A 23,793-nucleotide genomic window follows, 5' to 3' on the forward strand; every position below is an offset into this window, starting at 1 on the left:
CGTGGTGACCGCATCGGGCGACGCGGTGGGGGCGGCCGCCGCCGGAGCGGGGGATGCCGCCGGCTCGGGGAGCTTGCGCACCTTGACGCCGAACAGGTCGGCGCGCAGCGAGTAGACCACCCCGAACACGAAGAACCACAGCAGGACGAGGAACCCGCCCTGCAGAAGAAGAAGAGTCAACGGACTCATGACTGGGGTCCCCGTTCCCGGACGTCGAAGATGCGCGTGGCGTCGGACGCCGACGGGCGCCGCGGCGGCTGCGCCTGAGCCACCACACGGAACACGATATTGGTGCGGCCGATCGAGATCGTCGAATCGGGCGGCAGAGCGGCCTCGGAGACCTTGCGGCCGTTGAGGGTGGTGCCGTTGGTCGAGCCCAGGTCGCGGACCATCGCGCGCTCGCCGTCCCACAGGATCTCGACGTGCTTGCGGCTGGTGCCGGCGTCGGGGATGGTGATGTCGGCGTCGCTCCCGCGGCCGATGACCGTGCGCGCGCCGGTGAGGGGATGCCGCGTGCCGTCGATGTCGACGACACCGCGCCACGCGATGCGGCCCTCGGTGGTCTGCGAGTCGACGCGCAGCGTGCCGGTCGACAACGACGAGTCGCGCTCGATCGAGATGGCCACGGGGCCCGCGAACGAGTAGCCCTGCGTGCGCGCGTGCTTCTTGACGAGCGTGTCGAGCTCGGACACCAGGGTCGAGCCCAGCGCGCTCATCTTCTCGTCGTCGGCGGGGGAGAGGCGCACGCTGAAGGTGTTGGGTGCCAGGATGCGGTCGCGCGTGACGACCACGGCCTTCTTGTCGAGCTCACTGCGCAGCGCAGAAGCGATCTCCACCGGCTGGATGCCACTGCGGAAGGTCTTCGCGAACGCACCGTTGACGGCGCGTTCGAGACCCTTCTCGAAACTGTCGAGTAGCCCCACGAGACTCCTTCAGGCAGGCAGACCAGTAGGCACATCGTAGTCAGCGCGCCTGGACAGGTGATGGAAGGGGGCTTCGGGGCCCGCGTTTCGTGGTGGGGTCGTGGCCGTGATATTCTCGGGAAGTTGAGTTCGTGGCATCCGTGCCGTGACTCGCGCGAGTGGCGGAATAGGTAGACGCGCTGGCTTCAGGTGCCAGTGCCCGCAAGGGCGTGGGGGTTCAAGTCCCCCCTCGCGCACAGCACAGCAAGACGAAGGCCCCGGGTTCTCCCGGGGCCTTCGTCGTTCCCGATGTGCTGCCGCTCTCTGCCGCTCTTCGCCGTCGCGCAGCGGTGGATCTTTATATGGACGCCTAGGACGACATCGACATACGTCACTCGACCCTCCCTTGCCGCCCACTTCGCGAGCGCCAGCAGATTCGCTTCGGGTGGGGAGCACTCCGCCAGGGAGCTGGCGACCGCGGCCGAATCAGACCGAGTTCTCCCCACATCTGTGGATAACTCTGTGGACAGTGTGTGTGAAAGGTCCTCTCGGCTGTGTGCAGCGCTGTGGAGAACCGCAACATTCGTTGCTCTCTTCGAAACTACACCCGCGTAATTCCGCGACTGGAGCCCGCCAATCCGCCGCACGCGGGATGATCTTCGGCTCGGTGACCTCGGGAGGAATCCTGTGGAGAATGCCGTGGATAACTAGCGCTCCGCGCTGCTGGAAGTCCCGACTCGTGGGGGTCCTCACGCCCCGGATGGAGTGGTGGCATCCCTCGTTCCGAGAACGTGGTCCGGTCACACACCCAGAATTTCGCGCCGGAATCAACCCACCTGCCGTTTCGGCTAGCTGAGAGGAAGCTGGATACAACGAGAGCCCGTTTCCAGCGGGCATCGGTTCATCCTCGCTGAAAGGAACACAACAATGGGATTCTTCGGATTTCTCCTCCTCGGCCTCATCGCCGGCGCCATCGCAAAGCTGATCCTCCCCGGCAAGCAGGGTGGCGGCTGGCTCATCACGCTCGTCCTCGGCGTCGTGGGTGCCCTGCTCGGCGGGTTCCTCGGTAGCCTGCTCTTCAACGCGCCCCTGCAGGACTTCTTCTCGCTGCAGACGTGGCTGCTGGCCATCGGCGGGTCGATCATCGTCCTGCTGATCTACGGCCTCATCGTGGGTCGTCGCGCCGCGCGCTGACATCGTTCGACAAGGCCCGGGGCGGTTGGACCGCGCCCCGGGCCTTTGCGCGTTCGCGGGGGCGTCAACCCCGCAGCGTCGCGGCATCCCCCGCTCTAACGTGACGGGATGTCGCACGCCTCTCCCTCCGCCGAAACCCTGGCCCGCCGGATCGTCCAGTCCGCTTCCGCCGACGTCGAGGCCTCTGAAGCCGCCGCACTGCGGGACGAACCGGATGGGCTGCACGAGCACCGCACGCGTGTGCGTCGTCTGCGCTCGGTCCTCGCCTCGATCGAACGGCTCAGCGACGACCCCGCCCTCGCCGGCACCCGCGCGGCGCTCGCGCCCTGGGGGCGGATTCTCGGCGAGGCGAGGGATGCCGAGGTGCGCGCCGAGCGCGCCGAGGCGGTGATGGCCGAGCTCGGCATCGACGACGCGGACGCACGACGCCGTCTCGTCGGCGACGAGAGGTCCGAGTACCGGCACCTGCACGCCCGCGTCGTCCACGCGCACGAGACGCCGGCCGGCCAGACCCGTCGGCAGCTCGTCCGGGAGGCGGGTCTGACGCTCCACCTCGACGATGCCTCGGCGCGAAAGGCCTTCCGCCGTCTACTGCGCCGGGACGCTCGTCGTCTGGCGCGCGCGGTGCGTCGCTCCGACGGCTCGCTCGACCGCCTGCACGAGGTCCGCAAGGCCGCGCGTCGCCTGCGCTACCTCTCGGAGGCCGTGAACGCCGCCGATGCCTCGCTGCTCGGCGGCGACAACCGCCGGCTCGGTCGCGCGGCCAAGCGGGTCCACAAACTGCTGGGCGAGCACCGCGACGATCTGCTGCTCGTCGAACGGGCCGTCGAAACGCATCGCCGCGCCTTCACCGCGCAAGAGGCGACAGCGCCCTACGACGAGATCGCGCGCCACGCGCAGACCCGCGCGGACGCTCACCTGGCCCACCTGCCGAAAGCGCTGAAGAAGGCGCGCAAGGCGACCAAGAGGCTCGGCTGACCTCCGGCGCACGCGGCGACATGGACGACGCGGGGAGCGATCACCGACCCATCGTCGCCACCCTCGTGCGCAGGTGAGGTCTTACGTCGCGCGGGCGTCGACGCGGGCGTTGTGACGGATGAGAGCGACATACAAGGGGGCGAGGAAGAGCGCGCTCATCAGCACCGCGGCGACGATCGCCGCTCCGCCGGGGCTCGTCGCGACCAGACCGCTCGTCTGCGCCACGCCGATCGTGCCGAGGGCGATTCCGATCGCGCGCAGCGCGACGGCCGCCGCGGGAGCCTTGCGGGGCGCCCTCCACCAAGGAATGCGCTCGTCGGGATACGCGCGCAGGGTGAGCCTGATCGACCACAGCCACATCGCCGTACCGACGGCCACCGTCATGACCCACACCCACGTCGTCATCACCTCAGCCCAACACGAGTCGACCTCGCCGTCAAGGCGCCGACCACGACGGCGGAGCGACGTCCGTGCGAGACCGCCCCCAACTCCCGGCCTCGCACGGACGTCAGCGGCGGAGTCGTCACGCGCGCTGTGGGTGCAGTCTTCCGGGTTGGACGCACCGGAGGAAGAGGGGTTGCGCGAAGGCCGGCGGGGCCCGCGCTGTTTTCGCGGTGCGCGAGCGAGAGCGGGCTCAGGAATTCGTCCGAATGGACGACGGATCGCGGCGCTGCAGTCCATTGCGTGCGCCCCACAGCGCGAGCTGCGTGCGGTCGGACAGGCCGAGTTTTCGCAGGGCGGATGCCGTCTGACTGCGCACGGTGTTGATCGACACCGACAGATGCCGGGCGATCTCTTCGGTGGCCGTCACCCCGCTGCTGAGCAACGCGACCACGCGGGTCTCGGCCGCGGTCAGCAACGACACTTCGTCGGGCGCCGCGGGTAGCGGCCGCGCCTCGCGCAGCTCGCGGATCAGGCGCGGGGCGACCCGCGGCGAGATGGTCGCCGTGCCCGCCGCCGCCCCGCGGATGACGGGGAGCAGCTGGTCGCTGTCGTGGCCCTTGAGCAGGTAGCCGCTCGCGCCCGCCTCGAGGGCGTCCAGCACGAACGCGTCGGACACCTCGCTGGTGAGCAGGATGACGCGGCATCCCGGATTCTCCGCCGTGATGATGCGGGTCGCCTCGATCCCGCTCATCCCCGGCATGTGCAGATCCATCAACACCACGTCGGCGTTCTCGGCTCGAGCGCGGACGATGGCGTCGGGGCCGTTCGCGGCTTCTCCGGCGACGCGGATGCCGGAGGCGTTCTCGAGTCGCAGACGGATGCCGCGACGCACGGTGCGGTTGTCGTCGACGATCAGCACGCCGATGTCGGCAGCGGCGGCGGTCATGCGCGCTGCGCGCGTACGGCGCCCTCGTCGATCGACACCGGTGCCTCCATGACGACCAGCCACCCGTCGCCGTACGGTGAGGGCCCCGCCTGGAACGTGCCGTGCAGCAGCTCGACGCGTTCCGCGAGCCCCGTCAGTCCCCACCCCAGACCGTGGGGGTGGTCGTCGGCGGCCGTGGAGCGACCCGGGGTGTTCTCGACGCTCACCCGGACGACGCTCGGGCCGACGCGCACGTCGATGGCGGCCTCCGATCCGGCGGCGTGCTTGCAGATGTTGGTCAACGCCTCCTGCACGAGGCGGTAGGCCGTCGTCGAGACCATCGCGGGAACGTCGTCGACGGGCGCGTGGACGCGAAGGACCACCCTCATCCCGCGATCCGTCCAATAGGCGACGAGGTCGTCGAGCGCTCGCAGGTCGCGCGTGGGCTCAGCGTGGGATCCGCTCTCGGCGCGCAGGTCGCGGAGCGCGGCGTACAGGCTCGCCGAGGCGAATCGGCCCTCGGCCCGCATCTCTTCGATGAGGGATGCCGCCTGCCCGGCGTCGAGCAGCTCGATCTCGACGGCGGCGTCGGCGAGCGACAGCAGACCGGCGAGGTGCTGGCCGGCGACGTCGTGCAGTTCCTGGGCGATACGCGCGCGCTCGAGCGCCTTGGCGCGCTCGACTTCGGCCTCGTGCTCACGGGCTGCGGCCGCGACCTGCGCGCTGGCCCGTCGCAGCCGGCGCATGCGCCCCGCCCACCAGGCACCGAGCGCCGCACCCCCGATGACGGGGGCGGCGAAGGCCAGACCGTCCGCGAAGGTGTACCCCCAGGCGGCACGGAGGGGGAGGCCGGCCCCGACGGCGTACGAGAACATCACGGCGCACGCCAGGGCGATCGCCACCGCCGTCGTCGCGATCGTGGGAAGCGCCCGGCGGTGCACGGCGAGGAAGAATGCGGCGACGGCGACCACGAGCGCCATGCCGGTGAGCCAGCGGGGGACGTCGACTCCGACGATCAGACCGAGGTAGCAGACGGTCGTCCCGAGCACGGCGACGACGGGCGCCCGCGCGGACAGCAGCAGCAGCGCACTCTGGGCGGCGCACCCGGCGATCACCACGGCGACGACTACGGCCAGGGGCAGGCGGTAGTCCCAGGTGTAATCGTCCGTGATGATCGCGCCGAACGGGTTCGCCATGGCCTGGACGGTCGTGACGACGAAGACGATCACGACGAAGACGAGCATGGAACGCGGTCGGCTCAGCAGACGCGTGAACTCCGGGGCGTCGACCGGCTCGCGGTCCTGTTCGTCGTCGCTCGTCGGCACCGCGTCACTCTAGCGTCGGCGGCAGGACGTAGACGACGTCGTCTCCGTCGCGCCCGTGTTCCACGAAGCCGAGGCGGGCGAATTCATCATGCGCGTCGCGATCGCCCGCGACATGGACGTAGAGGGGGCGCTCGGCCTCACGGGCCACGAGCTGACGGAGCTCCTCGGTGGTGGTGGCGTCGTCGTCACGAAGATCGATGCGGGGCATGCGGTCACGCTAGCCGGAGGTCGGTTCGTCGTCCGCGTGCTTGTGCGACCAGTCGAAACCGTGCAGGGAGAGGAAGCTCCAGGTCGCACCGTTGGCGTCGCGCGAGAGGATCTGCTCCCGCAGGGTCGCGAACAGGGGAGCGCGCGTCTCGCCGTCGATGCTCTGCCAGCCCTCGAGATTGCGGCGCAGGACGAGGTCGGTCTGGTCGAGCGCTTTCGCGAAGACGACGTTGCCCGACGCGTTGACGACGTGCGCATACAGGCCGAGGATCGCGTCGACGTACGCCGTCGATGTCGGCGCGTCGCGCATGTCGTCGAGGCGTCGCGCGGCCTCGGCGAGGTCGTCGTCCGCGGCGCGCTCGACGGCGACGCGCAGCGCTCCGCCGATCGTGTGTGCGGCGTACTCGCGCATGTCGCGGCGGGCACGGTCGCTCAGCGCGGCCACACGTGTGTAGCGGTTCGCGGCCACCTCGACCAGGCCGATGCGTTCCAGACGCTGCAAGGCCTCGCGCACGGGTGTTCGCGAGATGCCCATGAGCACGGCCAGCTCCACATCGCGCAGCCGGTCGCCCGGCTGCAGTCGACCGTCGACGATGGCCTCGCCGAGCTGCCGGTAGGCATCGTCGACGAGGGCCGAAGCGCGACGCCGACCATCCATCAGCGGGAGTTTACGGCCCTTGGTTATCACAGAACCTGGACAGAGTTGGCTGATTCTTCGTTTTCGTGTCGCGCGAGAGGTCTGGCGCCGGTAAAGTGATCGCCGTCACGCCTCGCGTGACATATCCGGGGGGATCCGTCGACGCCCGGGCTTCGAGCTCTGCTCAGCCCGGGCGTCGTATGGGCTCGGGGCCCGTGAACGCTCGTGTCACCACACGCAACGTTTATGTCACGGAGTCGTGCGCGGACAGGCCATCGCGGTTACCGTGGGGCTCACAGTCCGGTGCGCACGGTGCCGGCTCAAGCGGAAAACGGCATCACCATGAGCACGCAGGGCACGGTCAAGTGGTTCAACTCGGAGAAGGGCTTCGGCTTCATCGCTCCCGATGACGGCAGCCAGGACGTCTTCGCGCACTACAGCGCGATCCAGTCCGGCGGCTATCGCTCGCTCGAAGAGAACCAGCGCGTCGAATTCGAGGTCGCGCAGGGCCCGAAGGGCCTGCAGGCCGAGAACATCCGCCCCCTCTGATCTTCCGCCGACCCTCCTCGGCACGGACCCCGGCGCATCGACGATGCGTCGGGGTTCATCGTTCGTGCCGCACCAGATCGACCCCCGCCGCGGCGAACTGGCGCAGGGTGGCGTTCGGCAGGAACGCCCGCGTCAGCGCTGCGCCGATGCGGGTCAGGTCCGCCTCGTCGCGGTAGAGCAGGTACATGGTCTCGTAGCGCGGGTGGAACTTCTGCTTGAAGCGGTGCAGCGAGGCGAAGCCGTAGACCGGCTCGAGGATGTCGGCCAGGCGCGTCTGCAGATCGGCGATGACCCCGGCATCCACCGGATACTCGTGCGCCAGGGGCGCACCCGACAGTGACATGACCTGCGCTCCCTCGGCGGAGAACTGCTGGGCCGACGAGCCGATCAGATATTCCATGACGGGTCCGAAACCGCCGTCCCGTCGGCGCATGAGGTCGAGCGTCCATCCGCGAACGCCGTCCTCGCCGTAGACCGGCAGCCACGACAGGAACCCGTCGACGTCGCCCGCGGGCGAGATGGCCAGAGCCAGACGCACCTCGGGGTCGCCGGCCTCGTGCAGGGTGCCGAGCGTGAAGCCCATCTCGGGCAGGCCTTTGTCGCCGACCCAGCTCTCGGAGATCGCCCGGAGCTGTTGGCGGACGCCCCAGGGTTCGGCATCCCACCGCGAGAGACGGAAGGTCATGCCCTCGCGCTCGGCCCGGTTGAGCGAGGTGCGCACCGCCCCCCACGCCTTGCCGGTGAAGCGCAGACCCGGCAGGTCGACCACGGTGTCGTCGGCGACGACGATGCTGCGCCACCCCTCGGGGACGGCGTCGAGGGTCTCGGCACCGGCGCTGAAGAAGCAGGGCGCGAGACCGGCGGTCTCGGCAGCGCGGACGAACGCGCGGACGGTGTCGGCGCGGGTGTCCGCCGGACCGAGGGGATCGGCCAGGGCGAGGGCGACGCCGGAACGCCGCTGATACGCCACGATCCCGCGGCCGAAACGGGCGTAGGTCATGCCCTCCCAGGTGGTCATCCACGACAGGGTGCCGCCGCCGGAGGCGCGCAGCTCGTCCTTCACGGCGTCGCCGTCCGGAGCCGGGGTGTCGCCGAGGGTGGCCCGGGGGCGGGCGCGGAACGCCGACCGCACGAGCACGAAGTACACCGACGCCAGCACCCACAGCAGCGACGAGGCGAGCACGCTGGTGACGTCGGCATCCAGGTCACCCTCGAGGCCCGTCACGCCGATGAGGACCAGGATGCCGATGAGCAGGACGATCAGGGCGAGGTTGAGCGCGCTGTAGATCAGCACCACCACCCACGCCCACCGGCGCCCGCGACGCAGCGCCGTGGCGACGACGAGCACGATGGCGGTGTTGACGGCGACGTCGACCCACGAGCCCGAGACGGAGGCGGAGTAGCCGAACGGGCCGGTCATCGGCGCGACGTAGCCGAGGATCTCGATCGCGCCCAGCGCGCACACGATGACGAAGGCGAGCAGTCGCTGCTCGCGGACGCTCACCCGCTGCGGACGCAGCGACCGATCGACGGCGAGGACCAGGCCGACCGCGAGGACGTGCTCGAGGTCGGGCAGCGACCCGTAGTAGATGAACGCGACCGACAGCACGGCGATGAAGACCGTCCACGCGCGCAGTCGCCAGGGCGACGGCAGCAGGACGAGGGCGCCGGCCACGCACGCGAACATCCCGCCCGAGGGGCCGACGTCGAGGGCCGTCGCCTGCTCCTGCGCCCACGACCAGGGCAGCAGCGCGCCGACCCAGAGCAGGCCCGCCGCCGCGAGTACCGAGAAGAGCTGACCGATCGCGAAGAGCGCCGCGGTGACCCGGGAGCCGCGACGGTATTCGAGGAAGGCCATCGCGACCAGCACCGGGACGCCCGCGAGGTACACCCACGGCTGCGAGACGAAGAACGTCCCGGTGAAGGGGGTCCACCACCGTCCCTCCGCGAAGGCGGGCAGGCCGTAGGCGACCTGTACGAAGGCATCCGATGCCTCGAACGGCGTCCACAGTCCACCCGAGACGACCCCGACCAGCAGCAGCACGACGCCGAGACCGAGGGTGACCGGAACGCGCCGCACGAGCAGACGCAGCCGCACCGCCGCACCGTCCCGCCCCATGCCGCCCACGATAGGGCACACCCGCGTCGCGCCGCAGGGTCAGTCGTCGGCCAGGGCCCGCCACGCGGCGCGGGCCGCCTCGAGCGCCGGCGCGGCGTCGGTCTCGGCCCGCGCGACCGCCAGGCGTCGCCGGGCATCCTCGAGCTGCAGACGCCGCGCGATCGGCGGGTGGATGCCATCGGCCGCATCTCGTGCCTCGGCGGTGGCCAGTGCCGCCCGCGCGCAGGCGAGGGTTCCCGGAAGTGCGGCACGCGCGGCCTCGACGCGGCGGCGCGGGGTGAGGGCCTCACCGACCGCGCGGTCGCGCTCGGCACGGACACGGGCCACGACGGCGACCGCTTCGCGCGGCCGGCGCACCGACCGGGTGGCGGCGGCGTCGAGTTCGTCGCGCGCGGTGCGCAGGCGCGCTGTCGCGTCGGGGGCGCCGGCCTCGGGCCGAGCGGCGGCGGCGGTGTCGGCATCCGTCATCTCGGCGCGTGCCGCGGCGATCTCGCCGGCGGCGTTCTCGGCCGCCTGCAGGGCGATGCGGTGCTCGTCCTCGACGGCCCGAAGGCAGCGCGCCGCGCGGCGGAGCGCCCGCGTCGCGACCATCAGGTGCTGCTCGTCGTCGTGCTCGAGGGCGGCGTCCACCGCGGAGAGGGCGAGGGATGCCGCCTCCGCCGCCCGCTCCGCCTCGCTACGGTCCGCGGGGTCGAATCGCTCCCGCAGGGTCGCGAGCAGGGGGGCCGGGTCACCGGACGCGACGACGACGGCATCGCGTCGCCGCAACGCGGCCGCGCGCAGGTCGGCGGCCTCGCGGTGCGTCCGGGCCCACGCGGACAGCTGCGTACGAGCGTCCCGGACGCGCTCGGTCTGCGTGCGGAACGTCTGAGCGAGCTGCCGCGCACGATCGCGGCGCGATGCCGCGACCGAGGTGTCGCCCGACAGATCGAGGACATCGGCGAAACCCCGGTCCCGCGTCCGCAGGGCTGTCGCCCGTGCACGACGAAGGTCGGCCGGCAGATCGCTCGCGTCCGTCGCGTCGAGCGCCTCGAACGCGACATCGAGGTCGTCGACCGCGTCGTCGAGCTCACCCAGCGCCACGATCGCCTCGGCCAGCGCGGCGCTCGCCGCGTTTCGCATGCCCGGAGAGCGTCGGACGACACGGATGGCGACGACGACGGCGAGCACCAGCACCGCGACCACGCCGAGGGCGACCGCCACGGGCACGAGCCAGGGGACCTCAGTCACCGACCGCGACTTCTGCGTCCACCAGCAGCAGCGCGCGCAGCTGATCGATGTCGTCGACCGCCGCCTGGGCGCCCTCGGCCTCGTGGGGCCAGCTGAAGCCCCAGCGCACGAAGATCACCGGCACCTCGGCATCCCGTCCGCCCTCGACGTCGTGATGGCGATCGCCGATCAGCACGGGGCGCGAGGTGTCGAGACCCTGGGCCTCGAGTCGGCGCAGCGCCTCGCGGACGATGTCGGACTTGGCCGACAGGGCGCGCTCGTCCAGCGACGCACCCACCGTGGCCTCGAGCGAGGGGGCCAGGCCGAAGTGGTCCATCAGCGCGACCACCTGCACCTCGGGCTTCGAGCTCGCCGTCGACTGCGGGATGCCGGTGGCGTGCAGGTCGTGGACGAGGTCGGCCACTCCGGGGTAGAGGCGCGCGCTGACGGTGTAGCCCTCGCTGCGGTTGAGGCCGCGGTAGAAGGCCACGGCCTCGGTCGCCTGCTCGGACGTCATGTCGACGTTGACCTGGAACGACTCGAACATGGGCGGGCCGATCCAGCGCGAGAGCTCCCCCCGCGTCGGCGGCTTCCGGCCGAAGTGCTCGAGAGTGATCGTCAGTCGGCGGAGGATGCCCTCCGAGGCGTCGACGAGCGTTCCGTCGACGTCCCACAGGACGCAAGAGAAGGGGGAGCGTGCGGGCATGCGCACCACGCTACCGGCGCGGCATCCGACCGGGTCGATCCGTGCGGGTGCGGGCGCGACCGGAACGCGTCGATCCGCCCGCGCGTCGGCCCGATGCGTCGAGGGCGGGGGAGGGCGGACTCAAACGTTCCACCAACGGCATATGGGCCGCGCATAGGTGAAGTGCCCCGTGCAGCCACACGAAGATGATGAGGGCGATGAACCCCGTCAACAGCTTGTCGATGAGCGAGGTGAGCACGTTCGCCGAGAAGACCGCGGCGATCAGCGGCACGCCCATCGTGGCGATGGACGACGTGACCGCGTCGAAGCCGTGGCCCGAGAAGCCGCCGAAGACCAGCAGCCCCATCGGCGCCCCGATCGCCGAGCACACGAGGGCGGCGATGACGTTCAGCACGAAGAAGCGTCGGATGTCGTCGCCCATGCCGAAGCGCCGCACGCCGAAGCCCCACACCAGCGCCCCGGCCACGTTCACGAGCGCGAAGGGAGGCGCTGCCGGCACCCCCACCGTCGCGCCCATCATGTTGCTGACGATCGCAACGACGGCACCGTGCCACGGACCGAGCACGATCGCCGTCGCCGCCGTGCCGATCATGTCGAGGAAGATCGGCAGGTTAAGCGCCTGCACCACGGCGAGGCCGAGCAGATTGAGCAGGATGCCACCGACCAGCAGCACCGCGGTGACCCACCGCCGGGGCGCCGGTGCCGTCAGCGTCGACCCGGTCGCGGGGCGGGCGGGCACCGGCGGCGCGGGTGGGTCGGCCTCGACCGGTTCGGAGCGGGCGCGCTCGCCGCTGCGCCGCACCCGGACGCTGCGCTGCACCCAGCGGTCGGCCTCGGCCTCGTCGGCGCCGAGAGCGCGGACGATGTCGCGCAGGAGCGCGGTGTCGATCCAGGTGCGGCCCGGACGGAAGACGTCGTAGACGGTGCTGCGCGGCGGCGACGCCGCCTCGGCGGGGACGCCCCGCTCGATGCGCAGAGCCCCGATGCGGCGACCGAGCTGCGCGAACGAACAGCCGTCCGCGTCCTTGAGGGCGACGAGATCCGCGGCGATCCGATCCAGGGAGTCCGGCTCGTCATCCGGCGTCGGCACAACAGTCACGTCTCCCCCTCACGCGACTTCGCCCCCGCGTCGTCCGCTTCGCGCCACTCTAGCGAGCGGATCCGCGGGTGCGGACGGCTCGCCGGGGCGCGTCCGGCGCGTGTCCGAGCGTCCGGAAGCGTCCGGATCGGCCTTCCGGCCGGGTGCGTCGGCGCGGGGCGATCTAGCGTCGAAGCCAGTCGCCGTTGTTCGGGTGGTGACGGATCCGGCTTCGGGGGATGCCGCGATCGGCGGGGTCTCCGGGGGGCGGAGACCCCGCCCACTCCTCTTCCGGCCGACGCGGACGTCGGCCGCTCACACGTCGGCCGTGCGGGGGCGCCCCTGCGTCCTCGCGCGGTCGGCTCGCTTCGGGTGCACGCGCCGGGTCGGCGGCATCCGGATGCCGGTCCGAGGCTCAGAAAAGGCGCGGAGCGCCCGACTGCACGCCCTTCATCTCGTCGTAGTCGAGGGTGATGCATCGGATGCCGCGGTCGGTGGCGAGCACGCGCGCCTGCGGCTTAATCTCTTGCGCCGCGAACACGCCCGTCACCGGCGCGAGCAGCGGGTCGCGGTTGAGCAGCTCGAGGTAGCGCGTCAGCTGCTCGACGCCGTCGATGTCGCCGCGGCGCTTGACCTCGATCGCGACCGTTCCGCTGCCGTCGTCGTTGCGCAGCAGCAGGTCGACGGGCCCGATGGCGGTGGGGTATTCGCGGCGGACGAGGGTCAGGTTGTCGCCCACGACCGACACCTGCTCGGCGAGCAGACGCTGCAGGTCGGCCTCGACGCCGTCCTTGATCAGGCCCGGGTCGACTCCGAGGTCGTGAGCGGTGTCGTGCACGATCTCGTGGATGCGCACCAGCAGGGCGTCGCCCGTCTTGGCGTGGGTGACGCGCCACCGTTCGATCACGCCGTCCTCGACGTCGACGTCGTCGGGCTGCTCGCGGGTCAAGCTGCAGGGCGGGCTCATCCAGTTCAGTGGCGAATATTGTATGTCTCGATGGAACGCAACCGTGCCGTCCGCTTTCAACATGATGAGACGGGTTGCGAGGGGGAGATGCGTGTTCAGCCGACCTGAGTAGTCGACGGAGCAACGGGCAATGACGAGGCGCACCTTCCTATTGTCCCAAGATGCGTGATCGATCGCCGTCGTCGGCATTCATCGTGTCGCTGGCGGTCACAGGATCGAGTCTCCGCGCCTAACTCGTCAAGGTCGCATCATCCGCGTCACCCCGACCTCAAGCGGTCCAGATCGCGAGCCAGCGCGTTTCGTCTAGTTGAGACGCCAGCCCCCTTCCGCGCGGCGCATCCCGCCGCGCCCGACGCTTGAGCGGCTTCGTATCAAGTAGCGAGGATCGATAAGCTGAGAGAGAGTTCGCGCCGTGCGCAAGCACGGATGGCGGGCTCCTTCTCGTTAGGCAAAGGGGTTGAGATGTCGCGACTGTCGGATCTGTTGCGTGCTGCCAGTCAGCTCGATCCGCAGCTCGCGAAGGACCTTGAGGAAGAGATCCAGCCGCTTCAGAAGCGCCTGCCGTTCGGCTTGAACTTTGAGCGCCACGCGCCAGAGGCCGTGGAACTCGCTGGCCACAAGATCCGTAAGGGCAGCAAGGTACGTGTGCTGCCTCGACGAGGAGACACTTCCCGTGGTGACCGCCGTCTCTGGCGCGTTACGTCGCTTGATGGGGCCGAAGCTCACATCACGACTCCGGCTGGCGATGGCCTTGAGACCGCCCACGTTGCACTCGACGATTTGATCCTTGTGGCGGAGTTTCGAGATCGTATCTATCCGGGTCTTCGTGCTGATGGCGTGGTGGAAAACGGCAAAGGTAAGCCGTTCCACACAGTCATCAACGGTGAGAATTTTCACGTACTTGAACAGTTGACTTTCACGCACGAGGGCGCGGTTGACGCCATCTACATCGATCCTCCCTACAACACGGGTGCGCGAGATTGGAAGTACAACAACGACTATGTCGAGGGCGACGATCTCTATCGCCACTCAAAATGGCTTGCTTTCATGCAGCGCCGCCTCGAGATGGCCAAAAGACTACTCAACCCCGACGACTCCGTCCTGATCGTCACCATCGACGAGAAAGAATTCCTGCGGTTGGGCTTGCTCCTAGAGCAAACCTTTCCGAACGCCCGTATTCAGATGGTCTCTACGCAGATTAATCCACAGGGAACGTCCTCGGGAACAGCGGAGTTCTCGCGGGTCAATGAATACATCTTCTTCGTAGTGTTCGGTGACGCAGAACTTACGAAGTGGTCGCGTTCGATGATCGACAACGACAAGGAGGCGAGCGATGTCAGCATGGACCGTACCGTTCGCTGGGCGGATTTTGCCCGATATGGGGCTAACGCAAGCCGATTGAAGAGCCCTGGAGCCTTCTTCCCCATCTTTGTAGATGTCGAGACGGAGACCGTGCACAGTGTTGGCGACGCTGTCGGCTGGGATGTGGACCCGACCACCGTTCCCACCCCGGTCGGTACGCGGGCCGTATGGCCGCCAAAACGTCCCGACGGTTCAGATGGGAGGTGGCGAACTGTTGCAGAGTCCTGCCGCGAGCTCATTGCTAAGGGATACCTCAAGGTCGGTCCCTACAACGCGCGCGCCGGTCGTCACTCCTTCGCTTACCTGCAGGGCGGGACGGTCGAGTCAATCGAGTCGGGAGAGATCGAGATCCTCGGACGCGACGCCAAGGGTTCAGTGATAGTTCAGTACAGCTCGGGAGCAAAGCGAGCAACACCAAAGACGATGTGGACTCTACCGTCACATGATGCATCGCGATGGGGAGCAAACCTCCTACAGCAGCTCTTGCCAGGGCGCCGATTCCCGTTCCCGAAGTCGCTCTTCGCAGTGGAGGACGCCCTTCGCTTCTACGTGAAGTCCAAGCCAGAGGCGGTCATTGTTGACTTCTTTGCAGGCTCAGGAACGACCGCTCACGCAGTCATGCGGCTCAACAAGCAGGACAACGGTCGCCGCCAGTGCATCTCGGTCACGAACAATGAAGTCGCGGCCGACGAGCAAGCTTCTCTCCGCCGCGGTGGTTTGCGACCAGGTGACGCAGAGTGGGAGCGCCACGGAATCTGCGAGCAGATCACCAAGCCCCGCATACGTGCCGCCATCACAGGCAGGACCCCTGATAATGAACTGATCAAGGGCGACTACAAGTTTGTGGATGAGTTCCCAATGGCGGAGGGCTTCCAGGAGAACGCAGCGTTTTTCACTCTTACCTACGAATCGCCCTTTATGGTGAGCACTGACCGTGCCTTCGCTGCCATCGCACCAATGCTCTGGCTCCGTGCCGGAGCCCGCGGTGAGCGCATCGATTCCATTGAGGGTGGTTGGGCTGTTGCCGAGAGCTACGGCATCCTTCGCGACCTTGATCAGACCGCTGAATTCATCGAAGCGCTAAACGGGCGGGAGGGTCTTCGGATTGCCTACGTGGTGACGGATGATGAGGGGCGTTACCAGCAAGTCGCGAGCGAGCTCAAACGCATCGAGACGGTTCGGCTCTATGAGGATTACCTCCGCAACTGCGAAAGCACCGGTGACTTCTGATGCGCTTTACACTGAAGGACTACCAGTCAGACGCGGTCGGCGATACCCTCCGAGAGCTTGCCTCAGCACGCGACTTCTACCGGAGTGCCAGCAAGCGTGTCTCTTCCGTAGCCCTGACAGCGACGACAGGAGCAGGTAAGACAGTGATGGCCGCCGCGGTCATCGAAGCGTTGTTCTGGGGCAACGACGAGTTCAACGTGGTGCCCGATCCGGGAGCAGTCGTCCTCTGGTTTAGTGACGATCCTGCCCTCAACCAGCAGACTCGCCATCGCCTGGAACAGGCCTCAGATCGCCTCCGAAATCGTTTGGTGACGGTCGAGCACCCGTTCCGCTATTCGAAGCTTCAAGCAGGTCGCGTGTACTTCCTGAACACCTCAAAGCTCTCGAAGAATAGTCTTCTTGTCCGTGGTCACGATGACGCAAATACCTTGTCCGGTATGGAGTCGCATCCCGATACAGTTCCTTTCACTTTCTGGGACACGCTACGCAGCACCATCGAGGATGATGACCTCACCCTTTACATGGTTCTCGATGAGGCGCACCGTGGAATGGGCAAGCGTCCCTCAGATACCCCGACCATCGTCAAGCGGTTGATCAACGGCCACAGCGGGGTTCCGCCTGTGCCCATCGTCTGGGGCGTGTCCGCCACCGTTCAGCGCTTTGAGGAAGCGATGAGTGCGGCGGAGGTCCAGTCCAACCGCGTTCACCTGGGGACCGTACAAGTCGACCCCGTCCGCATTCAGGAGTCCGGTCTTCTGAAGGATGACATCGTGCTGGACTTCCCGGCGGAGACGGGAGACTTCAACACGGTGCTTCTGCGCCGAGGCGTGCGAAAGGTGAAGTCACTCTCCGATGCTTGGGCGAATTACGCCAAGGAGCAGGGCGATGAGGCCATCAAGCCGCTGATGGTGCTCCAGGTGCCTAACAAGCCGTCCCCCGCGGAAGTCGCGTCCGCCATCGACGTGATTCGAGACGAGTGGCCTGAGCTTGAGTCTGATGCAATCGCCCACGTGTTTGGCGATCACAGTGCTCAGATGTTCGGACCGCACAGCGTGCCCTATGTGTCACCGGAACGAGTGCAGGACGCTTCCTATATCCGAGTGCTTCTCGCGAAGGATGCGATCAGTACCGGATGGGACTGCCCGCGTGCGGAGGTGATGGTGTCATTCCGTCCGGCAAAGGATGAGACCCACATCACGCAGCTCCTCGGACGCATGATCCGGACCCCCCTTGCCCGACGCATCGAAGGCGATGATCTCCTCAACAGTGTTGAGTGCATCCTGCCTCGCTTCAACAAGGCCACTGCCAGTCTCGTCCTGGAAAAGATTATGGGCAGTGACCTCATGGACTCGGATGAGGGCACGGGACAACGCATACTCATCGATCCTCAGATCATGACGCCGAACGCAGCTATCCCCGATGAAGTGTGGGAACTGTTCGCGGCCTTGCCCGCTGAGACGCTTCCGCGCAAGCACGCTAACCCGATCAAGAGGCTCACATCGCTTGCCCACGCCCTCGCGGCTGATCGGCTTGTTCCGGACGCGGGGAAGCTTGCTCACGAGCGCCTGCATGGAGTTCTGAACGGCCTAGCCGCACAGTATCCGAAAGACCTAGAGAAGGCGGAAGAGGACGTTCGCACGGTCGCTGGAGGTACTGTTCGGGGTCAAGCTCGCCACGGTCTTCGTCGTGATGAGTCGTGGACAGAGGTCGCCGATGACCGTGCAATCCAGGATGCCTATCGTTCGGGTGCCCGTACGATCACTCCTGACATCGCCCGGACGTATGTCGAACATCTTGCTGATGATGCTGAAGACGAAGACGCGTACCGCGACGCAAACGTCCGCGTCGCGGCGCTGGCAATGCTCCCGCAGACGAGACCAGCGCTGGACACAGCAGCTGACGCGATCTCGCAGGAGTGGCTGTCAAAGCATCGAGTTGCAATTAAGGATCTCTCTGAATCACGGCAGAGTCTCTATGCGGAAATCACAGCCATGAGCACCGACCCTCAGCTCATCTCAATGGCGTTGCCGAAGAACCGTCAGGAAGAGACGAAGCGCGGCGTCGGTGACTCTGAGCAGATGTTGGAACGCCGGCCGCTCCACCTGCTCGCCGACGAGGAAGGCATGTTCCCCGTTGGCAAGCTCAACCCCGATGAACTCGCTGTGTTGGATGCGGAGGCGGAGCACGGGAACCTCCTCGGCTGGTACCGCAATCCGACGGGTGGCCGCGACTCTATGAGCATCGCTTATCAGGACCGCCACGGAGACTGGCGAACACTTCGACCCGACTTCCTCTTCTTCGTGGACAGCGAAGAAGGAGTGCGCGCGAACATTGTCGACCCGCACGGCCACTGGCTTCCCGACTCCATCTGGAAACTTCACGGCATGGCTCGCTATGCGGAGGTCTACGGCGACAAGTTCCATCGCATTGAGTCCATTTCACGAGTCGACGGGCAGCTTCGTGTCCTCGACTTCACAAGCTCCGATGTGCGCTCCAAGGTTCTCGAGGAGTCGGACGCGGACTTCGCCTACCGTAGGTGGGCTGTCGCCTATTGAAGCTGGTGGCGGTCACGGTTGAACTGTCGTCAAAGGTCACTGGATCGAGCCTCCGCGCCAAACCCGAGGAGTTCGCATCATCACGTCACCCTGACCTCAAGCGGTCCAGATCGCGAGCTGTCAACGTCTACGACGGGTCTTTATCCAACGGATTAGGCGGATACCAAGTCGAACGAGCTTGATCACAGTGGAGACCGTTATCCACAGTGCCACTCCGGCGACGAAAGTCAGGAAGCCCCACGGAACGCTATTCTCGATGTTCTTGAATCGATCCCAGTCACCGTCAACGAGCGCATCAACAACCTCGCTCTTGTAGAAAACCGATGGCACCACGAACTCCAGCTTCTCTTCCTCTTCGGGCGTAAGTACGTGGATGGCCTTGGTTCGAAGATTCTGAGCGGTGACGGCGGTCGTATCGGGTGTACCGTTCCCGTCACCCTGAGCGATGAACGTGCCGTCACCGTTGTCGGCTACCAGTCGGTGCGTGACATCCACCTGGCCGTTGTCATAGCTGATGACATCTCCAACAGCCACGTCTTCAATGTTCGCAGGCACGTTGAAGGTCCATTCGCCGGTCATGATTGTGGGCTCCATCGAACCGCTCACTACCTGCTTAGGTCCCCATCCAAAGGAGAAAGTAGAGAAGCAAGCAAGAATTGCTAGAGCAGCGATTACCCAGAGAAGGCCATCGAAGCTCTTCTTGATGAGACCGCGTGATTTACGAGGCTTGTTTGCGACGGAGGAGGGTGCGGCGAGAGTAGTCATGGTGATTCCTTTGTGAGTTATGAACCTCTCTCTAACGCGTGCTGTTCGCGAGTGTCGACTTCGCCCATTAATGTGCCATCCACGCGGCGGCGTCAAAACGGCGCTGGAACTTATCGCGTTGATTCATGGGGAGAAGAAATGCGAATTTCCAGAACTTGGGGAGCCATTGGCGTCGCCGCGATTGCAACGAGCCTGTTCACCGGTTGTACGGTCGCTGAGGCTGCGTCACCGGAGAGCAAGAACAGCACACCGCAACCGGTAGCGACCGCGACAGCTACTCCGACACCGGCAGCCACCGCGACGGTGACTCCTGAACACGTTCCACCCGTTGAGGATGTCCCGCCGCCATGGTCTTGGAACGAGATTGACGGCGAGTGGTGCACCGACAGTCAGGCTCTGTGCTTCACCGTTTACGACAGCACCTATGACCAGATGGGCGAGCACTACGTGATTCAAGACACGGGAGCGGCCTACGGCTGCTTCCAAGCAGAGGTGTCGCATCACACCTACGAGGGAGCGCACGTCCTGTACTGCCCTGCGGACACGCCCACGCCCTTCTGGCTAATCAATTCTGCCGCCACCACAGCCGAAGAAGCTGTCTACCTCGATGACCCCTCACGGGACCGACTGTGGCTCTACAACGCGGTCGGCCCTGTTACTTACTTCAGGCAGTGACCACAAGCCAAGGGAGGGGCGCTCGATAGGCTCACAGCATGACTGTCAATGAGGAGCGCCCCGTCACCGCTGAGCAAACATCGACCTTCGACGAGGTCTTGGCTCTTCGCAGGGCGTCCGGCTGGCTCCCGGTCGGTGGCATCGCGGACGCGACCGAGCTCTCGGAAGATGAAGTCGTCCATGGCTTGTCTCGCTTTGGAGACCCGAAAGTGGACCAGGACGGAAGCTACTTTCGATGGAACTGGGTCTATGAATGGGCGCAAGGGAACTTCGACACTGAAGCGCACGTACCGCAGATACGGCAGATCGTGGACGGGATCCTCGAGGACGTAGGCGATCTCGATGAGGCCATGAGCATTGCCATCACGCATCTTCGTAGGTTGTATGCCACTGAGATAGTTGAAGCAGTGCTCGGTATCGAAGCCTGATCGAGCATCACAGGCGGAACGGGCTGTGTCCCGAAACGACAAGAGGCCACGAGCAACTAAGCTCGTGGCCTCTTGTCCTAGTTATTGCTGGGTGAGTTCGGACAGTTGACTCAGTCCGCTTGAACACGTGAGTTCACTTACTCCTTGCCTAAGCTGTGGTGTAAACGCCGAAGAAATGCCATTCCCAAGTGGACTCGTCGCTATTGGGTGGATGGAAGTAGATCGGTGAGTCTTGGGGGAGCGTCTTCAGATCTTCGATCACGTCCCGCACTGTGAACTGCTCGCTTGGTCCCAGGCTCATGCTGCCTCGCCTTGCAACTCTTGAGCGGAGGGGAGGTGATTCAGCATTCGAGTGTTTCCGCCCCTTCTGCGGAAGTTGCGGACGTTCTGGGGATCACCTGTCAGGCTCACAAGCATGAAGTGAATCACGTCAATGAGCGGGTTGAGTAGATGATTCTGAACCGTCGTGAGGTTCAGTGCACGTTTCAACTGACTGCTCTCGGGGAGTTCTACTCCCACCCGTTTAAGTTGGCCATCCTCGCATTCGAGGTCAACGATCAACTCACTGCGAGTCCATCCCATGCCCAGGATGAAGTGCTCGCCGTCGAGTGAATCGTGTAGTGCTTCAGCTAAGAAGTTGACCTCCACGAAGAGGGACACTTGCTCATCAGTTGTGAGGTGGGGGGACCAGGCTTCTGCAAAGGTCGAGCCTACGGAGGTTCCTGCTAAGTCGACTTCGCGCTGCCACTCCTGTTCACAACGCTTTCGTGGGTCGCCGCTTCGCTTTTGTGATCTCTCGTTGTTCATGTTCTGCCTTTCGATTGGTATGGATTGCGGATCGTTGGGGCGGGCTCGACGGCCCGCCCCTTGACGGTTCCTACTCTGGTGTTGCGAGGAAGGTGAGCGTCTTCGTCTTCCTGATTCTCTTCTCTTGACGGTAGGTGAGGTAGTGACGCTCCTCCTCCACCGCTTGTTCAATGAGTTCTCGAACCCTGTTGTCTCGTTCGATCTGATCGATGTACTCCGAAGGAATGTCATCGGTGATGGGCACGAAGTCGGGGGCTTGTTCGAGGACGAGCCCCCAGAGGCTTTCGTAGAGCCAGTCGATCTGCTCGGACTCTCCAAGCACGTACTGGACTCCGTGTGCTGAGGTGTGGTCCCTCAAAGCCTCAGATAGCTCCTCAGAAAGACGCCTCCAGCGCTGCGACTTCCTGGCGGCTTTTTTCGGCCGCATTCCGGGCAGCCTGCTCACGGCGGTGCTTCGCCTCGTCCTTCCCCTGCTGAATCAGTTGGTTCAGGTAGGCGATGGTGGATTCCGAGATTCCCTCGGCGGGCACACCGTTGCTGACAACCACGCCAGCGTCGTCCTTCATGGTCCCAGTGGTGATGGCCTGCTTCAGCTTCTCCGGCGAGAAACCGAGTGCGAAGCGCACGTCATCGATGTCCTCTTCGGACGGCTCCCCAGCCAGGTTGAGCACGATCATCACACGTCGTGCTTCGTAGCTGGACCGCGCACGAGAGTTCAAGTCATCGATCACTTCGGTCGCCTCCTCGATGGCCTCTACAGTCGGCTTCTCGATCACGAAGTTGGTCTCCGCGTCCTCCCACTCCGCCACCTTCCGACGACGTTCGGTTCCCTTGAGGTTGGCGTACAGTGCGCGGTGCTTGACCTTCATCTCGGCTGCCGTCACTACCGGGTCGATCGTCCAAGCAAGCTTCGAGGGATCGTTCGGGAACAGCTTCCGCACCGGAAGCTTGATGAGGTCGTTAATGGTGGTCTTGATCTTGGTTGCAGTGTTGGTGTTGTTCGACATGATTTCTTCTTTCGATTAGGTAGTGCTTGTAATGATTCGAGCGGTCGCTCGGGGTACGGGACGGACTCAGGGTGAGTCCTGCTGATCCCGAAGTTGTGTTGGCTTAAGCGGTGAGAGAATTGAGAATTTCGCGGGCCGAGCGAGCGTGGCCGAGTAACCTGTCCAAGTTCTCAACCAACTCCATGCAGTAAGCATCTTCTGCGTCCTCCTGGATAGCCTCTCGAAGCCGGAAGAAAGCAAACGGCATAGCCTCGGCGGTGACAGTGCAGGTGAGAACCTGATCCTCAATTCCTGCGTCAATGTCGAGCTCGATCACGCCGCCCTCGCGGAGTCGAAGGCCCGACACGTCCTGAGGCAACACGTCGGGATGATTGATGTGCGCGAACTCGACGAGGGTGCACGCCAGCCTGCTTAGCTCGCAGAAGATGTTGACGAGCACTGTCCATTCGAAGTCACTTTTGCTGAGCTGGAAAATTCCGTCTGAGGCGAGCATCTTGGCCATGTAGTCGAAGTCGTCGTCCTTGGGAACTTCAAGCTCGGTGTCAAATAGTGTGTCCATAATTTTCTCTACTTTCGTTGATGTGATGGATGGGGTTCGTACTGCGTGGATATGTTGTGCTCTTGATTGGGGGAGCAGGCTCAGGTAAAGACCATGCTCCGAAGATTGTTGGCACGCGAATCTGGTAGTGCGTTTTCGAGTGATGCTGAGTCTCTGTGTAATTTTCAAAGTTCGAGTCGCGCTCACGTGAAATTTTCATTCACCACAGACTGAAGGTTTAGTGTCACGACCCGGCGCGATTCGATTTCTCGGACCCTGCTCGGCTTTCCCTCCCGACAAGAATTAGTTTGCCAGAGGTTTAAACCCTGCGCAACCTCCAAGAGCAAACTAATTGTTTAAACTCCAGCAAACCCCCGGAATTACGCGGATAAATTAGTTCCCGAAAGTTTGAGGGAACTTGTATCCCGGGCGTGTCGCAAAGGATTGAACCCCTGAGGCAGGCCGAGTATGGTTGGAGTATGGGATTTGTTCAGAACATGATTGACGACCTCGACGGAACTGTTCTCGCGGGAGATGAGGGCAGTACCGTTACGTTCGCGTTTCGTGGCCAGAGCTACGAGCTGGAACTCTCTCGGACCAACGAGGAGAAGTTGGCGGAGTTGCTGGCTCCCTACATAGGGGTCGCTCGCAAGAGCGGCACGGGGGAGCGCCCGCCGCGAGCCGTTGAGGCACCGGCAGTGGAGCGGAGAGCTTACGAACCGCGCGAGGCCCGCGAGTGGCTACAGGCCAACGGACATGAGATCCCTGAACGCGGGCCGGTCAAGAAGGAACTCCTGAGGCTGTTCGAAGAGGCCAACGGCTACGCGGAAGCCTGATTACTGGCCAAACTCGCACCGAGTCTGCGGTCGCACGCACCGCGAGAGCCAGTTACGGTGCCATCCCATGAAGGCCTACTGGGACGCATACGACCGAACGCTCGCCCGCATCATCGACGAGAAACCTCAGTCGATGGACGACTTAAAGAAGATCCTGGACGAGTTCGAACCGCCGTCATCCGGTGACGCGTTCTTCCCCGGCGGCGCAGACGAGACTCTGGCAGATGCTCTCTACCGAGCAGGTTGGTCCATCAGCTATCGGGAGGGAACCTATGTGTGGGTTGGGGTCTCTAGGACAGGTGAGAAGGTATCGCACATCGAAAGCGACCTCTATCGAGGAGATGTAACGCTTCCCCGGAACTGACACCAACTGTAAAGCCCACACCGTCGTGGTGTGGGCTTCGTTGTAT

The 23,793-nt window shown here is 65.3% G+C and carries 25 protein-coding genes, 1 tRNA gene and 1 pseudogene; 10 read left to right on the forward strand and 17 right to left on the reverse strand.

From position 1 onward, the window contains the following. A pseudogene (locus DBR36_RS03305) lies at positions 1–189 on the reverse strand (FHA domain-containing protein); the annotation flags it as partial. Next, entirely contained in the window at positions 186–923 is a 738-nt protein-coding gene (locus DBR36_RS03310; protein ID WP_108317555.1) for a DUF3662 and FHA domain-containing protein, read from the reverse strand. The gene DBR36_RS03310 and the pseudogene DBR36_RS03305, both read right to left, overlap by 4 nt. Before the next feature lie 152 nt (positions 924–1,075). On the opposite strand from DBR36_RS03310, the gene DBR36_RS03315 reads away from it, so the two are divergent. The 3 genes from DBR36_RS03315 to DBR36_RS03325 all read left to right on the forward strand — a co-directional run bounded on the left by DBR36_RS03315 (position 1,076) and on the right by DBR36_RS03325 (position 3,074). Continuing rightward, positions 1,076–1,159: transfer RNA gene (locus DBR36_RS03315), tRNA-Leu, on the forward strand. A gap of 670 nt (positions 1,160–1,829) precedes the next feature. After that, positions 1,830–2,096, forward strand: a complete 267-nt coding sequence (locus DBR36_RS03320; protein ID WP_108317556.1) for a GlsB/YeaQ/YmgE family stress response membrane protein — start codon at positions 1,830–1,832, stop codon at positions 2,094–2,096. 108 nt (positions 2,097–2,204) lie between these two features. Next, positions 2,205–3,074, forward strand: a complete 870-nt coding sequence (locus DBR36_RS03325) for a CHAD domain-containing protein (RefSeq protein ID WP_108317557.1) — start codon at positions 2,205–2,207, stop codon at positions 3,072–3,074. An 81-nt stretch (positions 3,075–3,155) separates the two neighbouring features. Here DBR36_RS03325 and DBR36_RS03330 read toward each other — a convergent pair whose 3' ends face one another. The 5 genes from DBR36_RS03330 to DBR36_RS03350 form a co-directional block, all read right to left on the reverse strand. Continuing rightward, complete coding sequence (locus tag DBR36_RS03330; protein ID WP_108317558.1) at positions 3,156–3,479, reverse strand: hypothetical protein; 324 nt, start codon at positions 3,477–3,479, stop codon at positions 3,156–3,158. 229 nt (positions 3,480–3,708) lie between these two features. After that, a complete protein-coding gene (locus tag DBR36_RS03335) occupies positions 3,709–4,404 on the reverse strand; it encodes a response regulator transcription factor (RefSeq protein ID WP_108317559.1) in 696 nt (231 codons plus the stop codon). Then, positions 4,401–5,708, reverse strand: a complete 1,308-nt coding sequence (locus DBR36_RS03340; protein WP_108317560.1) for a sensor histidine kinase — start codon at positions 5,706–5,708, stop codon at positions 4,401–4,403. Before DBR36_RS03340 ends, DBR36_RS03335 begins: the two co-directional genes overlap by 4 nt. A gap of 4 nt (positions 5,709–5,712) precedes the next feature. After that, on the reverse strand, positions 5,713–5,916 hold the full coding sequence (locus DBR36_RS03345; protein ID WP_108317561.1) for a hypothetical protein: 204 nt from the start codon (positions 5,914–5,916) through the stop codon (positions 5,713–5,715). A 9-nt stretch (positions 5,917–5,925) separates the two neighbouring features. After that, the gene (locus DBR36_RS03350) at positions 5,926–6,573 is read right to left on the reverse strand and encodes a GntR family transcriptional regulator (RefSeq protein WP_108317562.1); all 648 of its coding nucleotides are present in this window, start codon (positions 6,571–6,573) and stop codon (positions 5,926–5,928) included. A 321-nt stretch (positions 6,574–6,894) separates the two neighbouring features. Between DBR36_RS03350 and DBR36_RS03355 the strand changes: the two genes are divergently transcribed. Further along, a complete protein-coding gene (locus DBR36_RS03355) occupies positions 6,895–7,101 on the forward strand; it encodes a cold-shock protein (RefSeq protein ID WP_056225145.1) in 207 nt (68 codons plus the stop codon). A 55-nt stretch (positions 7,102–7,156) separates the two neighbouring features. Here the strand turns inward: DBR36_RS03355 and DBR36_RS03360 are convergent, their stop codons facing one another. The 5 genes from DBR36_RS03360 to nucS form a co-directional block, all read right to left on the reverse strand. After that, the gene (locus DBR36_RS03360; protein WP_108317563.1) at positions 7,157–9,220 is read right to left on the reverse strand and encodes a bifunctional lysylphosphatidylglycerol flippase/synthetase MprF; all 2,064 of its coding nucleotides are present in this window, start codon (positions 9,218–9,220) and stop codon (positions 7,157–7,159) included. A gap of 39 nt (positions 9,221–9,259) precedes the next feature. Next, a complete protein-coding gene (locus DBR36_RS03365) occupies positions 9,260–10,450 on the reverse strand; it encodes a hypothetical protein (RefSeq protein ID WP_108317564.1) in 1,191 nt (396 codons plus the stop codon). Then, complete coding sequence (locus tag DBR36_RS03370) at positions 10,443–11,135, reverse strand: HAD hydrolase-like protein (protein WP_108317599.1); 693 nt, start codon at positions 11,133–11,135, stop codon at positions 10,443–10,445. The genes DBR36_RS03365 and DBR36_RS03370 overlap by 8 nt, the downstream gene beginning before the upstream one ends. 10 nt (positions 11,136–11,145) lie before the next feature. Continuing rightward, the gene (locus tag DBR36_RS03375; protein ID WP_146185194.1) at positions 11,146–12,234 is read right to left on the reverse strand and encodes a helix-turn-helix domain-containing protein; all 1,089 of its coding nucleotides are present in this window, start codon (positions 12,232–12,234) and stop codon (positions 11,146–11,148) included. 394 nt (positions 12,235–12,628) lie between these two features. Further along, positions 12,629–13,324: an endonuclease NucS gene (gene nucS, locus DBR36_RS03380; protein ID WP_108317566.1), complete on the reverse strand. Its 696-nt coding sequence runs from the start codon at positions 13,322–13,324 to the stop codon at positions 12,629–12,631. A 318-nt stretch (positions 13,325–13,642) separates the two neighbouring features. Between nucS and DBR36_RS03385 the strand changes: the two genes are divergently transcribed. Both DBR36_RS03385 and DBR36_RS03390 read left to right on the forward strand, forming a co-directional pair. Then, positions 13,643–15,772 carry a site-specific DNA-methyltransferase gene (locus tag DBR36_RS03385; RefSeq protein WP_108317567.1) on the forward strand — a complete coding sequence of 710 codons (2,130 nt, stop codon included), beginning with the start codon at positions 13,643–13,645 and terminating at the stop codon, positions 15,770–15,772. After that, positions 15,772–18,327 carry a DEAD/DEAH box helicase gene (locus DBR36_RS03390; RefSeq protein WP_108317568.1) on the forward strand — a complete coding sequence of 852 codons (2,556 nt, stop codon included), beginning with the start codon at positions 15,772–15,774 and terminating at the stop codon, positions 18,325–18,327. The genes DBR36_RS03385 and DBR36_RS03390 overlap by 1 nt, the downstream gene beginning before the upstream one ends. A gap of 120 nt (positions 18,328–18,447) precedes the next feature. Here the strand turns inward: DBR36_RS03390 and DBR36_RS03395 are convergent, their stop codons facing one another. Continuing rightward, positions 18,448–19,092: a signal peptidase I gene (locus tag DBR36_RS03395; protein WP_108317569.1), complete on the reverse strand. Its 645-nt coding sequence runs from the start codon at positions 19,090–19,092 to the stop codon at positions 18,448–18,450. Between the two features lie 138 nt (positions 19,093–19,230). Here DBR36_RS03395 and DBR36_RS17190 point away from each other — a divergent pair, with 138 nt between their 5' ends. Then, complete coding sequence (locus tag DBR36_RS17190; protein WP_146185195.1) at positions 19,231–19,767, forward strand: hypothetical protein; 537 nt, start codon at positions 19,231–19,233, stop codon at positions 19,765–19,767. A gap of 38 nt (positions 19,768–19,805) precedes the next feature. Further along, positions 19,806–20,195, forward strand: coding sequence for a hypothetical protein (locus DBR36_RS03405; protein ID WP_108317571.1), 390 nt, complete (start codon positions 19,806–19,808; stop codon positions 20,193–20,195). Between the two features lie 297 nt (positions 20,196–20,492). Here the strand turns inward: DBR36_RS03405 and DBR36_RS17195 are convergent, their stop codons facing one another. From DBR36_RS17195 to DBR36_RS03420, 4 genes are all read right to left on the reverse strand, one after another. After that, complete coding sequence (locus tag DBR36_RS17195; protein ID WP_146185196.1) at positions 20,493–21,002, reverse strand: hypothetical protein; 510 nt, start codon at positions 21,000–21,002, stop codon at positions 20,493–20,495. Positions 21,003–21,072: 70 nt separating this feature from the next. Beyond that, on the reverse strand, positions 21,073–21,447 hold the full coding sequence (locus DBR36_RS03410; protein ID WP_146185197.1) for a hypothetical protein: 375 nt from the start codon (positions 21,445–21,447) through the stop codon (positions 21,073–21,075). Then, positions 21,377–22,009 (reverse strand): hypothetical protein, encoded by a 633-nt coding sequence (locus tag DBR36_RS03415; RefSeq protein ID WP_108317573.1) that lies wholly within the window; start codon positions 22,007–22,009, stop codon positions 21,377–21,379. Before DBR36_RS03415 ends, DBR36_RS03410 begins: the two co-directional genes overlap by 71 nt. A gap of 103 nt (positions 22,010–22,112) precedes the next feature. Then, entirely contained in the window at positions 22,113–22,568 is a 456-nt protein-coding gene (locus tag DBR36_RS03420; protein WP_108317574.1) for a hypothetical protein, read from the reverse strand. A gap of 476 nt (positions 22,569–23,044) precedes the next feature. On the opposite strand from DBR36_RS03420, the gene DBR36_RS03425 reads away from it, so the two are divergent. Continuing rightward, entirely contained in the window at positions 23,045–23,383 is a 339-nt protein-coding gene (locus tag DBR36_RS03425) for an Lsr2 family protein (RefSeq protein ID WP_181373461.1), read from the forward strand. Between the two features lie 67 nt (positions 23,384–23,450). After that, positions 23,451–23,747, forward strand: coding sequence for a hypothetical protein (locus tag DBR36_RS17200; protein ID WP_146185198.1), 297 nt, complete (start codon positions 23,451–23,453; stop codon positions 23,745–23,747). The last annotated feature ends 46 nt before the right edge of the window (positions 23,748–23,793 follow it).

It is taken from the genome of Microbacterium sp. HMWF026 (assembly GCF_003061325.1).
GTDB lineage: Bacteria > Actinomycetota > Actinomycetes > Actinomycetales > Microbacteriaceae > Microbacterium > Microbacterium testaceum_E.

Coding starts and splice junctions, on each gene's coding strand:
- DBR36_RS03355 (WP_056225145.1), top strand. CDS start 6,895: ATGAGCACGCAGGGCACGGTCAAGTGGTTCAACTCGGAGAAGGGCTTC.
- DBR36_RS03395 (WP_108317569.1), bottom strand. CDS start 19,092: ATGACTACTCTCGCCGCACCCTCCTCCGTCGCAAACAAGCCTCGTAAA.
- DBR36_RS03385 (WP_108317567.1), top strand. CDS start 13,643: ATGTCGCGACTGTCGGATCTGTTGCGTGCTGCCAGTCAGCTCGATCCG.
- DBR36_RS03345 (WP_108317561.1), bottom strand. CDS start 5,916: ATGCCCCGCATCGATCTTCGTGACGACGACGCCACCACCACCGAGGAG.
- DBR36_RS03325 (WP_108317557.1), top strand. CDS start 2,205: ATGTCGCACGCCTCTCCCTCCGCCGAAACCCTGGCCCGCCGGATCGTC.
- DBR36_RS03390 (WP_108317568.1), top strand. CDS start 15,772: ATGCGCTTTACACTGAAGGACTACCAGTCAGACGCGGTCGGCGATACC.
- DBR36_RS03360 (WP_108317563.1), bottom strand. CDS start 9,220: ATGGGGCGGGACGGTGCGGCGGTGCGGCTGCGTCTGCTCGTGCGGCGC.
- DBR36_RS03350 (WP_108317562.1), bottom strand. CDS start 6,573: ATGGATGGTCGGCGTCGCGCTTCGGCCCTCGTCGACGATGCCTACCGG.
- DBR36_RS03405 (WP_108317571.1), top strand. CDS start 19,806: ATGACTGTCAATGAGGAGCGCCCCGTCACCGCTGAGCAAACATCGACC.
- DBR36_RS03330 (WP_108317558.1), bottom strand. CDS start 3,479: ATGACGACGTGGGTGTGGGTCATGACGGTGGCCGTCGGTACGGCGATG.
- DBR36_RS17190 (WP_146185195.1), top strand. CDS start 19,231: ATGCGAATTTCCAGAACTTGGGGAGCCATTGGCGTCGCCGCGATTGCA.
- DBR36_RS03320 (WP_108317556.1), top strand. CDS start 1,830: ATGGGATTCTTCGGATTTCTCCTCCTCGGCCTCATCGCCGGCGCCATC.
- DBR36_RS03420 (WP_108317574.1), bottom strand. CDS start 22,568: ATGGACACACTATTTGACACCGAGCTTGAAGTTCCCAAGGACGACGAC.
- DBR36_RS17195 (WP_146185196.1), bottom strand. CDS start 21,002: ATGAACAACGAGAGATCACAAAAGCGAAGCGGCGACCCACGAAAGCGT.
- DBR36_RS03370 (WP_108317599.1), bottom strand. CDS start 11,135: ATGCCCGCACGCTCCCCCTTCTCTTGCGTCCTGTGGGACGTCGACGGA.
- DBR36_RS17200 (WP_146185198.1), top strand. CDS start 23,451: ATGAAGGCCTACTGGGACGCATACGACCGAACGCTCGCCCGCATCATC.
- DBR36_RS03335 (WP_108317559.1), bottom strand. CDS start 4,404: ATGACCGCCGCCGCTGCCGACATCGGCGTGCTGATCGTCGACGACAAC.
- DBR36_RS03415 (WP_108317573.1), bottom strand. CDS start 22,009: ATGTCGAACAACACCAACACTGCAACCAAGATCAAGACCACCATTAAC.
- DBR36_RS03425 (WP_181373461.1), top strand. CDS start 23,045: ATGATTGACGACCTCGACGGAACTGTTCTCGCGGGAGATGAGGGCAGT.